Below are 13,462 nucleotides of genomic sequence, written 5' to 3' on the forward strand. Positions count from 1 at the left end.
GACCTGAATTGCCCGAGACTGCCCCATCCACCGCGCGTCCCGTCCGCCTGCAAAATTACCTCGCCTATGGCTCCAACGACGTGCTGGGCGCGGGATCGATGGCGGTCATTTCCGGCTGGGTGCTGATCTTCTACACGCAATTCTGTGGCCTTAGCGCCGGGCAGGCGGCGACGATCTTTGCCGTGGCGCGCATCCTGGACGCCTTCGCCTCGCCGATGATCGGCTATATTTCCGACCATTTCGGCGGCACCTGGCTGGGCCGCAAGTTTGGCCGCCGCCGCTTCTTCATTCTGGCCGCAATCCCGCTGCTGCCAAGCTTCGCCTTGATGTGGCTGCCGGGTCAGGGCTTCTGGTATTATCTGGTCAGCTATGTGCTGTTCGAGCTGGTCTATGCGATGGAGATCATTCCGTTCGAGACGCTGGCGGCTGAAATGTCGACCGACTATCGCACCAAGGCGAAGTTCGCCGGGTCGCGCATCCTGTTCGGCCAGGCATCGGCGATCCTGGCCGGCTTTCTGCCGCTGTGGCTGATCAACGCGCTGGGCCGCGACAGCGCCGACACCTTCTTCTACATGGGCATCATCTTTGCCGCCCTGTTCATGATGACGGCCGGGCTGCTCTATCTGTTCAGCTGGGAACGGCATCTGCCCGGATCGGCCGAGGCGATCGGCCAGCATCCGGTCGGCGCGGGCGGACCGGGACAGGCGTTGAAGGCGCTCTACCGCAACCTCTTTTCCACCATGCGCATTCGCGCCTTCCGCCTGCATCTGGGCATGTATCTGGGCGGCTATATCAGCCAGGACATCTTCAACGCGGCCTTCACCTTCTTCGTGATCTTCGCGCTGGCCGGATCGACGGCGATCGCATCGGGCCTGCTGGGCACCATGTATATCGTCCAGTTCGTGGCGGTGATCATCGCCATCAACCTGGCGCTGCGGGCGTCGCCGGCCAAGGCCTATCAGGTTGCCGCCGCCGACTTCGCCGTTGGCTGCCTGACGCTGATCGGCCTATGGTTTGCCGGCGTGCCGGCGACCAGCCCGTGGATCTGGCTGCCGATCATCCTGTGCGGCCTGGGCCGCGGCGCGCTCAACTATATTCCCTGGGCGACCTATAATTATATGGCCGATGTCGACGAGATCGTGACCGGCCAGCGCCGCGAAGGCAGCTTTGCCGGGGTCATGACCTTCGTCCGCAAGGCGACGCAGGCGGCGGCCGTCGCGGGCGTGGGCTTCATCATGCAGGCCGGCGGCTTCGTGTCGGGCGCGGCGGAACAGAGCCATGGCGCGATCCTGACCATGGCGCTGCTGCTGGGCGTCGGCACGGTCGGCTGCCTGGGGCTGGGCATCTGGGTGTCGACCAAATTCCGCCTGAGCCCGGCGACGCACGACATATTGATGCGCGAGATCGAGCATCTGCGCAGCGGCGCGCGCACGCCGACATCGCCGGTCGCGGCGGAAGTGGTCGAGGATCTGTCGGGCTGGCGCTATGACCAGCTGTGGGGCCGCAACCCGGTCGCGCAATAAGAAAGGGAGAGGCATGGCGAAGAGGATGCTGTTGGGTGCGGCGCTGCTGGCGATGGTCGCCGCGACGCCGGCGCAGGCCCAATATTGGTCGCGCAGCTGGATGGCGGCGCCTTTGATCAACCGTGCCCCGCCCGAGAAGCATCCCGACCTCAACGACCGCACCGTCCGCCAGGTGGTGCGCCTGTCGAGCGGCGGGCAGCGCATCCGCATCCGCCTGTCGAACGAGATGTCGGTCAATCCGCTGCTGGTGGGCAGCGTGCATGTCGCGCTAGCCGGCGAGAATGGCGCGATCGTGCCGGGCAGCGACCATGTCGTGACCTTCAACCAGGCGCAGGGTGCGACCATTCCCGCACGCGCGCCATTGCTGAGCGATCCGATCGACCTGGCGGTCAAGCCGCTGACCCGCATCAGCATTTCCATCCATTTGCCGCAGGGCGCGGCGGATGCGACCGTCCACAGCTATTCGGCGGCGACGACCTGGACCGCGCCGGGCGACCAGACCGGTGCGCAGACGCTGACCAGCCCGACCGTCATCGGGCCGCGCGTGGTGATTTCCGCGGTCGAAGTCGACAATGCGAAGCGCGGCACGGCGATCGTGACGCTGGGCGATTCCATCACCGACGGCGTGCGCGCCACCCCCGACAGCAACCGGCGCTGGCCCGACCTGCTGGCCGAGCGGCTGCAGAAAGCCGGGCGTAAAAGCGTCGGCGTCGCCAATGCCGGGATCAGCGCCAACCGGCTGCTGAGCGAGGCGGACGGCTATAATGCGCTGGCCCGGTTCGACAGCGATGTGCTGGCGGTGCCGGGCGTCACCCATGTCGTCATCCTGGAAGGGGTGAATGACCTGGGCGGGGCGGCGCGCGACAAGCGCCCGATGCTGACGCCGCAGACCGTCATCGGCGCCTATCGCCAGATGATCGCGCGGGCGCATGACCGCAATATCAAGGTCATCTTGGCGACCATCCTGCCATACAAGGGCGCGGGTTACTGGAGCGCGGAGGGCGATGCGGTGCGCATCGCCGTCAACGACTGGATCCGCACGACCAAGGAGGCCGACGGCTTCGTCGACCTGGCCAGGGCGGTGGCAGATCCGGCCGATCCGTCGCGCATGGCCAAGCCCTATGATGTCGGCGACGCGCTGCACCCCAATGACGAAGGCTTCCGCGTCATGGCCGATGCGTTCGACCTGAGGCTGTTCAAATGATCGCATCGCTGCTGTTGATGGCCGCCGCCGCGAGTGGGCCGGTGGCGCCCAAGCCGCTGCTGCGCGACCCGGTGCATGATGGCGCGGCCGATGCGTCGACCGTCTATGATCGCAAGAGCGGCGAATGGGTGATGTTCTACACCAATCGCCGCGCCGACCTGCCCATGGAAGACGCCAAGGATGTCCGCTGGGTCCATGGCACGGCGATCGGCACGGCGCGGTCTAAGGACGGTGCCAGGTGGCGCTATAGCGGCACCGCGACGATCCCGACCAGTTGCACCGGCGAGACGCTGTGGGCCCCCGAAGTGCAGTGGCTGGAAAGCCAGTGGCATATGTGGCTGACGGTGGTGCCGGGCGTCTATCGCGACTGGAATGCCCCGCGCTTCATCGTCCATCTGACCAGCCCGGACCTCAAGAGCTGGACCTGTGGCGAGCGGCTCGACCTCGGCTCCGACCGGGTCATCGATGCCAGCGTATTGGCGTTACCGGGCGGCGGCTATCGGCTGTTCTTCAACGACGAGCGGATGAATAAGGCGATCCGCACTGCCGACAGCAGCGACCTGGTTCACTGGAGCGTCAAGGACCGGCTGACCGACACGCCGGGCGAAGGGCCCAAGGCGTTTCGCTGGAAGGGCAAATATTGGCTGATCTCCGACGCGTGGAAGGGGCTGCTGGTGATGCGCTCCGACGACGGGACGCACTGGACGCGCCAGCCGGACTATATATTGGCGACGCCGGGCAAGGCGCCGACCGACCGGGCCAAGGGCCAGCATCCCGACATCATCGTGTCGGGCGACCGCGCCTATATCATCTATTTCGTCCATCAGGAGGGCGAGGATGAAGCCAAGGCCAATCCCGACTGGAAACGGCGGTCGGTGCTGCAGATCGCCGAACTGACCGAGAAGGACGGGATCGTCAGCGTCGATCGCGATGCGCCGGCGCATATACGACTAAAGCCCTGATCGCCGCGATTTTCCTTGCCCGTAAAAGTGGCTAGGAAGATGGACGATGCAGAAAGCCGCGAAGAAGAAGCCGCCCACGATCCGCGAAGTCGCCGCCCGTGCCGGCGTGTCGATGATGACCGCATCGCGCGCGATCAACGGCAAGGCGCTGGTCAGCGCCAAGTCGCAACAGGCGGTCGAGCAGGCGGTCAAGGATCTGGGCTATGTGCCCAATGCGTCGGCGCGCGCGCTGGTGGGCAGCGCCGACCGGCGGGTGGCCTTGCTGCACAGCAATTCGACGACATCGGCCTATCTGGGCGAACTGCTGCTCGGCGCGCTGGGCGAGGCGCCGCAGCGCCATCTGCATCTGGTGGTCGAGCAATGCGCGCCCGGCGCCTTTGCCAAGGAGATCGTCGATCAGGTGTCGAAAGCGCATGTTGCCGGCGTCATCCTGCCGCCGCCGCTGTGCGATTGGGCCGAGCTGGTCGAGGCATTGCAGGCGCGCGACATCGCCGTGGTCGGCATCGCGCCCGATGGCGATGTGCCCGGCATGCTGGCGGTGGGGACCGACGACCGCCATGCCGCCTATGACCTGACCCGGCACCTCATCGACCTTGGCCATCGGCAGATCGGCTTCATCTCCGGCAATATCCGCCACCGCGCCAGCGCCCGGCGCCTGCAGGGCTTTCGCGACTGCCTGGCCGACCGGGGGATAAGGCTGGACGAGCGCTGGATCGTGCCGGGCGACTTTTCCTATCGATCGGGGCTAGACGCGGCCGAGCAGTTGCTGAGCCTCGATACGCCACCCAGCGCCATCTTTGCCTGCAATGACGATATGGCGGCGGCGGCGATCACGGTGGCGCATCAGCGCCGGATCAACGTGCCGGGCGACATCACCATCTGCGGTTTCGACGACACGCCGCTGGCGAGCGCGATCTGGCCGGCGCTGACGACGATCCGCCAGCCGATCCGCGACATGGCGCGCGAGGCGATCGGCCTGCTGGGCGCCCATTTCAGCAGCCAGGACGATGGCGCCGGCGAAGAGGCGCTGGGCCGGGTGAAGCTGGATTATCAGCTGATCCGGCGCCAGTCGGATGCCGTGCCCTCACGGCATTGATTACAAGCTGCCAGGATGCTGACGCATCGGCAGCTTGAAACGCTCAGGCGCCGCGCGGGCTGATCAAAGCCCGTGCAGGGTGACAGCGAAGTTTACAGGAAGCCGACCTGCCTGAGCCAGGCTTCGCACAGGCGCGGCCAGAGCGAGACGGGCTGATCCTGCGTGTCGAGCGCGAAGCCATGGGGGGCGTCGGCGAAGATGTGCAGTTCCGCGCTGCCGCCCGCATCCTGCCAGGCGCGAGTTAGGCGATGGGCGTTTTCGACCGGCACCACCGGATCATTGCCGGCATAGACGATGAAGGCCGGCGGCGGGCCGGCCAATAGTTGCGCGTCCGGCTGAAGCACGTCGTAGAGCGCCTGCTTTTCCACCGGCGGCAGTGGCGGCTTGTCGGCGACGATGGTGCGCCCTTTGGCATTGGTCGAGATGGGCGCATAGCCGATGACCATGACGTCGGGCCGCTGTGGCGCGACATCGCCCCAGTCCGCCGGATAATGCGCGGCGAGGCAGGCGGCGAGATGGCCGCCCGAGGAAAGACCGACGACGCCGACGCCATCGGGTGCCAGATCGGAGGCGCGGATCATCCGCATCGCGGCGAGCGCATCGTCGAGCGGCGCGGAGGGACCGGTGCCGACATGGGGGAAGCGGTGGATGAGGACGAAGACATGATAGCCAAGCGATGTCAGCCAGCGCGCGACCTGCACCCCTTCGCGTCCGGCCATCAGCGCGACATAGCCGCCGCCGCCCAGGATGAGCATGGCGCGGCCATTGGGCTTGTCGGGCGCATAGCCGAGCAGCACCGGGCGATCGACGGCGGTGACGACCGCCTGTTCGGGCGCGGCATTGGCGTCTTCCAGGGCGAAGGCGCCGCTTGGCGCGTCGCGCAGCGGCCAGACCAGATCAGCAGCGAGCATCGGATACTCCCATCGGGCAGCCATGGGTGGGATAGGCTTCGCCATCCAGTTCCACGGCCTCGCGCACGACCTCCAGCCGATCGCCGGCGTCGCGCATTTCGTAGAATTTGGCGATCGCCCGCTTGAACGGGCGGTGGAGGACCAGCATCAGCCGGCCATCAAAAGCATGGAACAGCATGCCATGGCCGCTGTCCTGCATGATGAGCGGGCCAAGCTGTTCCCACGGGCCGGCGAGCGTGCCGGATGTGGAGCGGGCCTGCGCCTGGACATAGCCGCCCTTCCCCCAGCTCGACCAGAGCATCAGCAGGGTGCCGGTCTTGGTGCGATAGAGTTCGGGGCCGTCGGTGACATAGCCCATGTCCCCTTCGGGCTGTTTCTGGCCAATCACCCAGTCGGCGTCATTGGCGCGGAACAGCAATTGCGGCTTGCCGGCGGGCGAGAGATCATCCTTCAGCGGTAGCGCCTCCATCGTGCCGACGCCCATCTGCAGCCATTCATGGGCATAGACCATCCAGGGCTTGCCGGCCGGGTCGATATAGAGGCTGCCGTCGAGCGTCATGTCATTGGGCGTAGTGACCGGCTCACCCTTGTGGATAAGTTGGTAAGGACCATCGATCCGGTCCGACACCGCCAGCAAGGTGGCGCGGCGATAATTGGGGCGCTTGCCGCTGGCCGGGATCGCCGCCTTGTCATTGTGGAAGGTGGCGAAGAGATAATAGCGCCCCTTCCAGCGATGCACCTCCGGCGCCCAGCCGCCGTCATTGGCCCAGCTGTCCTTCGGCAGGGCGAAGACCAGTTTGGGTGTCTGCCAATGGGCGAGATCGCTGCTGGCATAGGCCATGATGCCGATGCGTGGATCGCCGGTGACGGCCGGATCATTCTTCGAGAAGAGCCAATAGGTTCGGTTCGCCTGCTCCGCCACGACGAAGGGGTCATGGATGCGCAGATGCGAGGTCAGCAGCGGCGCTTCGGCCGCCGCCACCGGGGCGGCGAGCGTCAGCAGCAGGGCGGCGAGCCAGCGACGCATCAGCTGGCCAGCCTGTTGCCATAGCCGATGATGAGGGTGGCGAGGATCAGCAGACCGACGCCGCTCCACACCATGCGGCGGACCGCCGGCGCGGCGTCCTTCCACTCGCGGAAGGCGAAGCCCCAGCAGGTGCCGAAGATGATGATCGAGGCCATGTGCAGCGTCCAGCTGGAGAAGCCGAAGCGGCCCATCTGGCTTTCCCCCATGGTGTAGAAGAAGAACTGGAAATACCAGGCCGTGCCCGCCACCGCGCAGAGCAGGAAATTGGGCAGCAGCTTGGGGCGCTGGCCGCTGGCGTCAGGCGCGCCGGCCCACTGGCCCGCCGACTTGTTCCTGGCGATCAGCCAGCCGCACCAGAGCGCGTTGGTGATGAGGCCGCCGAACATGACGAGGCAGAGGGTGGGAAGACCGGTCCACAAGGGGCCAGTGCCGGCGGCGGCCGACAGCGCCTTGACCGGCTCACCGGCGGCAAGGCCGAAGGCGAAGCAGCTCGACATGATGCCCGAGAAGATGGCGACGGCGATGCCCTTCTTGAAATCGAACTCGGCGACGGCCGCTGCCTTCTGATCGGCCGAAAGCGCCGCATCCTTGCGCGCGCCGGCACGGGCGACGACGACGATGCCGAGCACCGTGACGGCGAGGCCCAACAGGACGATCTGGCCGTGCAAGGTGCCGGCAATCTCCGTCATGAAGGTGCCGTCGAAGATCGGCGGGATCAGCGTGCCGAAGACGGTGCAGAGGCCCAGCACCACCGCCATGCCGAGCGAGAGGCCGAGATAGCGCATGGTAAGGCCATAGGTGAGGCCGCCAAAGCCCCAGAGAAAGCCGAAGAAGATGCACCAGCCGACGACGGACGAGGGTACCTGGGCCATCACGCCCATCAGGTCATTGGTCTGGACCGAGGCGAAGAACCAGGGCGCGATCACCCAGGAGAAGATGCCGCCGGTGAGCCAGAAAATCTCCCAGTTCCAGCGCTTCACGCCGCGGAAGGGGACATAGAAGCTGGCCGAGGCGAAGCCGCCGAGCCAGTGAAAGAGGACGCCGAGCAGGGGATTGGGGGTCATAGGGCAAGTCCCAGACGATAGAGGCGATTGGCGTTGCCGGCGAACATCGCGCGGCGATCGGCTTCGGGGAAATCCGACACGATGGCGTGATAGGATTCCATGTAACGGTCGATCGGGCCGAACAGCTTGTCGGTCGGCGTGTCGCTGGCGAAGGCGCAACGATCGACCCCGAACATGTCGATCGCCTCATGCACCAGCGGCGCGATGCCAGCCATGGTCCAGTCGCGGCGGATGAAGCCCATGCCCGACAGCTTGACCGCGACATGGGGCAGCGCGGCGAGCGCCTTCATGCCCCGGCGCCAGTCGTTGAGGCCATCCGGGTCGGTCAGCACCGGCATGCCCATATGGTTGATGATGACCGGGATGTCGGGATGCCGCTCGATCAGCGGGACGAGGCCGGGCATCTGCCCCGGATAGCATTGCAGGTCGAAGGAGAGGCCATGCTTTGCGAGCAGGCCATAGCCCGCCTGCCATTGCGGATCGACGGTGAGGTCGACCGGCCCATAGGTGCGCTGGGGATCGGCATGCCAGTTGACGATATGGCGGATGCCCTTGACGCGGGGATGGGCGGCCTGCGCGGCCAGCAGCGCATCGACATCCGGGTCATTGAGGGCGGCGAAGGCGACGAAACCGGTGGGGAGGCCATCCACGGCGGCGAGCGTGTCGAGCCACTGGGTCTCGCGCAGCGCGCTTTCCGCCGCCGCGCCGGCATCGACATGGACGGCGCCGATGACGTTCCAACGGGCAAGGTCTTCGCGATATTGGGCGACGCCATAATTGCGGGCGATCGGCTCGACACTGCCATTGGGGCCATCGTCCGAAAAGGGCGGGCTCAGCCAGTCGTAGCGGATATGGTGGAGATCCCACAGATGGATATGGGCGTCGACAAAGGGGATCATGCGTCCTCTCCCATGAACAGTTCAGCAGCCTCTTTTCCGTTTGGGCCGAGCGTGGCGAAGGCTTCGACTTCGCTCAGCCTGCCCTTCGACAGGCTCAGGGCGAACGGGGGAGACTGGCGTAAATCGCGGCGCGCCGGGCTCTTGAATGGCCGGTCGCGCCGCGGATAGGCTTGGGTCAGAAGGTGGTGCGGCCGCCCGAGGTGTCGAAGGTCGACGCCGTGGTGAAGCTGCATTCCTCGCTGGCCATGAAGCAGACCATGGCGGCCGATTCCTCGACCAGGCCAAGCCGGCCCATCGGGATCTTCGAGCGCATATAGTCGACCTGGCTCTGCGGCAGCTGTTCCAGGATCGGGCTTTCGAAGGTCGCCGGGGTCAGGGCATTGGCGATCACGCCCTTGCCCGCCAGTTCCTTGCCCAGGCTCTTGGTAAAGCCGATGACGCCCGCCTTGCTGGCCGAATAGGCGCTGGCGTTGGGATTGCCTTCCTTGCCTGCGACCGAGGCAAGGTTGACGATCCGGCCATAGCCGTTTTCGAGCATGAAGGGCACGACTTCACGGTTGCAGTAGAAGAGGCCGTTCAAGTTGATGTCGATCACCCGCTGCCAGCTGTCGACCGGATAGTCCCACACCGTGGCGGTCGCGCCGGTGATGCCGGCCGAGCAGACGAGGACGTCGATCTTGCCCAGCGCATCCGCGCTGGCCTTGGCGGCGGCGGCGACGGCGGCCTGATCGGAGACGTCGAGCGCCACCACATCGGTCGCGCCGACTTCATCCTTTGCAGCGGCGAGGGCGTCGGCATTCAGATCCCACAGGACCACCTTGCCGCCTTCTTCGACGATGCGCTTGGCAACCAGCTTGCCCAGGCCGGAGGCGCCACCGGTGACGATAGCGCAGCGACCTGCATAGCGTCCGGAAAAGACGCTCATCCGAGCACCTCGTCGCCAAGGTGGCGCCATTCCACGACATTCTGCTTCTGGCTGCCGAGCTTGGCGATGCCCAGCTCCATGACGTCGCCGGCCTTCAAATAGACGGCTTCGGGCTTCTTGCCCTCGCCCACGCCCGGAGGGGTGCCGGTGATCATCAGGTCACCCGGGTAGAGGGTGATATATTCGCTGACATAGGAGATGAGCTGGGCGACGTTGAAGATCATCGTCCTGGTGTTGCCGGTCTGCATCCGATCGCCATTGACGTCGAGATACATGTCGAGATCCTGCGGGTTGCCGATTTCGTCGGCGGTCACCAGCCAGGGGCCGACCGGGCAGAAGGTGTCATGGCCCTTGCCCTTGCTCCACTGGGTGCCGCGCTGCTTCTGGTTGAAGCGTTCCGACACGTCGTTGACGAGGACATAGCCCGCGACCTTCGACAGCGCGTCTTCCTCCGACACGAAGCGGCAGGTTTCGCCGATGACGACGCCCAGTTCGACTTCCCAGTCGCCATGGGTCGCGCCCTTGGGCAGCATCACTTCGTCATTGGGACCATTGAGCGACGACAGCGCCTTCATGAACATCATCGGCTCGGTCGGGATCGGCAGGTTGGATTCGATCGCATGGTCCTCATAGTTGAGGCCGATGGCGACGATCTTGCCAATGCCCTTGACCGGCACGCCATAGCGCGGGTCGCCATCGACGACGGGGAGCGATGCGATGTCGACGCCCCTGGCGGCGGCAAGGCTCTCGATCGTCAGGTCGGCGACGACGCCGGACAGGTCGCGAATCTTGCCTTCGGCATCGATCACGCCGGGCTTTTCCTGGCCACGCTGGCCGAAACGAACAAATTTCATGGGATCAGTCTTTCTCTGTTCAGGCGATCAGTGGGTATAGGGGCGGTGCATCGCGATGTCGGGGTTGAGGTCGACGCCGAAGCCCGGCTTGTCGAGCGCGGTCACCTTCATGCGACCATTTTCCGGCACCGGTTCGCCCAGCAATTGCGGGTGGAACATCGGCACCACTTCCGTCGGCCCCGGATGCATCATCAGGAACTCGGCGAAGGGCGAGTTGTGGCGGGTGATGACGAAATGATAGCTGTAGACCGACGAGCCATGCGGCACGACCATCTTGCCATGGGCGTCGGCCAGCGCGCTGATCTTGAGCAATTCGGTCACGCCGCCGCACCAGCCGACATCGGGCTGGATGATATCGCAGCAGTCCATTTCCATCAGCATGCGGAAGCCCCAGCGGGTCGCTTCATGCTCGCCGGTGGTGACCAGCATGCCCTTGGGCACGTTGCGCTTGAGCTGCTGGTAGCCCCAATAATCATCCGGGCTGATCGCTTCCTCGATCCACTTGAGACCCAGCTCATGCGCGGCGATGGCAAGGCGGGTGGCATAGTCGACGTCGAGCGCCATCCAGCAGTCCCACATCAGCCAGAAATCATCGCCGACCTTCGAGCGCATGTCGGCCAGTTCGGCGATATTCTTCTTGAGGCCCTCGATACCCTCGGCCGGGCCGTGGTGCAGCGCCATCTTGCCGCCGATGAAGCCGAATTCCTTCGCCTTGTCCGGGCGCGCGCCGGTGGCGTAGAATTGCAGTTCGTCGCGCACGGCGCCGCCGAGCAGATGATAGACCGGTTCCTGGCGCAGCTTGCCAAGCAGATCCCAGAGCGCGAGGTCGACGCCGGAGATGGCGTTGATGACCAGGCCCTTGCGGCCATAATATTGGGTCGAGAAATACATCTGGTCCCAGATCTTCTCATAGTCGGTCGGCGACCGGCCTTCGAGGAAGCGGGCGAGATGCTTTTCGACGATATAGGCGGCGGGCTCGCCACCCGTCGTCACGGCGAAACCGACGGTGCCGTCTTCCGCCTCGATCTCCACCACCAAGGTGCCGAGCACATTGATGCCGAAGCTCTGCCGCGACTGGCGATATTCGGGATATTTCGACATCGGCGTCGCGATGTGATCGTCGATCCAGTGGCCTTCGCCCTGGTCATGATAATCGGCACCGCCGCCGCGCACGGTGAAGGCGCGGACATGCTTGATCTTCGGCAACGTCACGATGGGCACGCTGAAACTCCCTTGGGCCAGACCCATCGCAAGGGGATGGGCAATAACACTTCCACCATATGGACAAAATGCGCACAACGTGGGGCAATTGAGGGGAAGAATCGCGTCCGGCCTCTCCTACACCCTTGTTTTTCTCATTTTGTGGGATAGAGTGTTAGTAGATGAGACAAAATACGTCAAACCCGGAATCGGGTCCGCGAGAGGAAAAGTCGAAGACGCAGGGGTCGCAGACCCTTCAGCGCGGGCTGGACCTGCTCGACCAGGTGATCGACGGGCCGGTGAAGCTCGCCGACCTGTCCGAGCGCATGGGCCTGACGCGCTCCACCACCCATCGCCTGGCCAATGCGCTGGTCGAGCGCGGTTTCCTGACCTTCCTGCCGCGCGAGGGCTATCAGCTTGGCCCCAAGCTGCTGCAGCTCGGCTTCCTGGCGCAGAGTCAGGCCGACGTGGTGCAGATTGCCCGCCCCCATCTGGAAGCGCTGGCCGCCGCGAGCGAGGATGTGGTGCATCTGGGCCGGCTGGACGGCGACCAGGCGCTCTATCTGGACAAGATTCCCGGCCGCCGCCGGGTCGAGATTTCAAGCCGCATCGGCGATCGCCATCCGCTGACGTCGACGGGCCTTGGCAAGGCGCTGATGCTGGACGATCCCGAGGCGGGCTGGACCCGGCTGCTGGAAAGCGAGCGGGAGAACGGCACCCATGATGCCGACCCGGCCACATGGCTGGAGCGGATGCGCGGCTATGTTGCGGCCGGCCGCGCGTTCGACCTGGAAGAGAATGAGGACCAGATACGCTGCGTTGCCGCGCCGATCCGCGATGCGTCGGGCGCGATCGTCGCCGCCATCAGCCTGTCGAGCGCCGCCCAATATATGGACGATGAGCGCATGGCATCGCTGAGCGACGAGGTCCGCGCCGCCGCGCAGAAGGTCAGCGCCGACCTGGGCTGGACCCCCGGCGTCAAATCCCCCCGCCGCCCGGTGCGGCGCTAATCCAAGGAAATGCTCCCATGAAGCTGCTTGAAGGCAAGACCGTCCTCGTCACCGGCGCATCGACCGGCATCGGCCGGGCGGCCGCCATCGGCGCCGCCCAGCATGGCGCCGACGTCGTCATCAACTATGCCCATAGCGACGGCCCGGCCGCCAGCTGTGTCGCCGAGATCGAGGCGCTGGGCCAGCGCGCGATCGCGGTGAAGGGCGATGTCGCCGATCCGCAGACCGCGCAGGACTTCGTCGCCAAGGCGGTCGAGGCGTTCGGCAAGGTCGACGTGATGGTCAGCAATGCCGGCATCTGCCCGTTCCACGGCTTCCTCGACATGCCGGTCGACGTGGTGGAGCGCACCTTCAAGGTCAATCTGCACGGCGCCTATTTCATGGTGCAGGCGGCCGCGCAGCAGATGGTGAAGCAGGGCCATGGCGGGTCGATCGTCGCGGTCTCCTCCATCTCGGCGCTGGTCGGCGGCGAATTTCAGACGCACTACACCCCGACCAAGGCCGGCGTGCATTCGCTGATGCAGTCGACGGCGATTGCGCTCGGCAAATATGGCATCCGCTGCAACAGCGTGCTGCCCGGCACCATCCTGACCGAGATCAACAAGGATGACCTGGCCGATGTCGAGAAGCGCGAATATATGGAAAAGCGCACGCCGCTCGGCCGCCTCGGCGCGCCCGAAGACCTGGCCGGGCCGATCGTCTTCCTGGCGTCGGACATGGCCGCCTATGTCACCGGCGCGGCACTGCTGGTCGACGGCGGCATGTATGTGAACCTGCAATAAGATAT

13 protein-coding genes are annotated in these 13,462 nt (G+C 65.4%); 6 read left to right on the plus strand and 7 right to left on the minus strand.

The window, feature by feature from the left end:
- Window positions 1–8 precede the first annotated feature (8 nt).
- From AC13EK_RS14855 to AC13EK_RS14870, 4 genes are read left to right on the plus strand one after another with little or no spacing between them, the layout of a single operon-like run.
- Entirely contained in the window at window positions 9–1,523 is a 1,515-nt protein-coding gene (locus AC13EK_RS14855; RefSeq protein ID WP_069338797.1) for an MFS transporter, read from the plus strand.
- Window positions 1,524–1,536: 13 nt separating this feature from the next.
- Entirely contained in the window at window positions 1,537–2,727 is a 1,191-nt protein-coding gene (locus AC13EK_RS14860) for an SGNH/GDSL hydrolase family protein (RefSeq protein WP_069338796.1), read from the plus strand.
- Entirely contained in the window at window positions 2,724–3,689 is a 966-nt protein-coding gene (locus AC13EK_RS14865) for a glycoside hydrolase family protein (protein ID WP_069338795.1), read from the plus strand. The genes AC13EK_RS14860 and AC13EK_RS14865 overlap by 4 nt, the downstream gene beginning before the upstream one ends.
- 46 nt (window positions 3,690–3,735) lie before the next feature.
- The gene (locus AC13EK_RS14870; protein WP_004209352.1) at window positions 3,736–4,785 is read left to right on the plus strand and encodes a LacI family DNA-binding transcriptional regulator; all 1,050 of its coding nucleotides are present in this window, start codon (window positions 3,736–3,738) and stop codon (window positions 4,783–4,785) included.
- Between the two features lie 92 nt (window positions 4,786–4,877).
- On the opposite strand, the gene AC13EK_RS14875 is transcribed toward AC13EK_RS14870, so the two are convergent.
- The 7 genes from AC13EK_RS14875 to rhmD form a co-directional block, all read right to left on the minus strand.
- Window positions 4,878–5,696 (minus strand): alpha/beta hydrolase, encoded by an 819-nt coding sequence (locus tag AC13EK_RS14875; protein WP_069338794.1) that lies wholly within the window; start codon window positions 5,694–5,696, stop codon window positions 4,878–4,880.
- Window positions 5,683–6,723 (minus strand): glycoside hydrolase family 43 protein, encoded by a 1,041-nt coding sequence (locus AC13EK_RS14880; RefSeq protein WP_069338793.1) that lies wholly within the window; start codon window positions 6,721–6,723, stop codon window positions 5,683–5,685. The genes AC13EK_RS14875 and AC13EK_RS14880 overlap by 14 nt, the downstream gene beginning before the upstream one ends.
- Window positions 6,723–7,787, minus strand: coding sequence for an L-rhamnose/proton symporter RhaT (rhaT, locus tag AC13EK_RS14885; protein ID WP_010339259.1), 1,065 nt, complete (start codon window positions 7,785–7,787; stop codon window positions 6,723–6,725). Before rhaT ends, AC13EK_RS14880 begins: the two co-directional genes overlap by 1 nt.
- A complete protein-coding gene (locus tag AC13EK_RS14890) occupies window positions 7,784–8,686 on the minus strand; it encodes an amidohydrolase family protein (protein ID WP_069338792.1) in 903 nt (300 codons plus the stop codon). The genes rhaT and AC13EK_RS14890 overlap by 4 nt, the downstream gene beginning before the upstream one ends.
- A gap of 175 nt (window positions 8,687–8,861) precedes the next feature.
- Complete coding sequence (locus AC13EK_RS14895; protein ID WP_069338791.1) at window positions 8,862–9,611, minus strand: SDR family NAD(P)-dependent oxidoreductase; 750 nt, start codon at window positions 9,609–9,611, stop codon at window positions 8,862–8,864.
- Window positions 9,608–10,465 (minus strand): 2,4-didehydro-3-deoxy-L-rhamnonate hydrolase, encoded by an 858-nt coding sequence (locus AC13EK_RS14900; RefSeq protein ID WP_069338790.1) that lies wholly within the window; start codon window positions 10,463–10,465, stop codon window positions 9,608–9,610. Before AC13EK_RS14900 ends, AC13EK_RS14895 begins: the two co-directional genes overlap by 4 nt.
- A 27-nt stretch (window positions 10,466–10,492) precedes the next feature.
- Window positions 10,493–11,713, minus strand: coding sequence for an L-rhamnonate dehydratase (rhmD, locus tag AC13EK_RS14905; RefSeq protein WP_017500963.1), 1,221 nt, complete (start codon window positions 11,711–11,713; stop codon window positions 10,493–10,495).
- Window positions 11,714–11,847: 134 nt separating this feature from the next.
- Between rhmD and AC13EK_RS14910 the strand changes: the two genes are divergently transcribed.
- Both AC13EK_RS14910 and lra1 read left to right on the plus strand, forming a co-directional pair.
- Window positions 11,848–12,675 carry an IclR family transcriptional regulator gene (locus tag AC13EK_RS14910; RefSeq protein ID WP_004209343.1) on the plus strand — a complete coding sequence of 276 codons (828 nt, stop codon included), beginning with the start codon at window positions 11,848–11,850 and terminating at the stop codon, window positions 12,673–12,675.
- A gap of 17 nt (window positions 12,676–12,692) precedes the next feature.
- Window positions 12,693–13,457 (plus strand): L-rhamnose 1-dehydrogenase Lra1, encoded by a 765-nt coding sequence (lra1, locus tag AC13EK_RS14915; RefSeq protein WP_004209342.1) that lies wholly within the window; start codon window positions 12,693–12,695, stop codon window positions 13,455–13,457.
- Window positions 13,458–13,462 lie beyond the last annotated feature (5 nt).

The sequence above is a fragment of the Sphingobium sp. L-44 genome, from assembly GCF_056859495.1.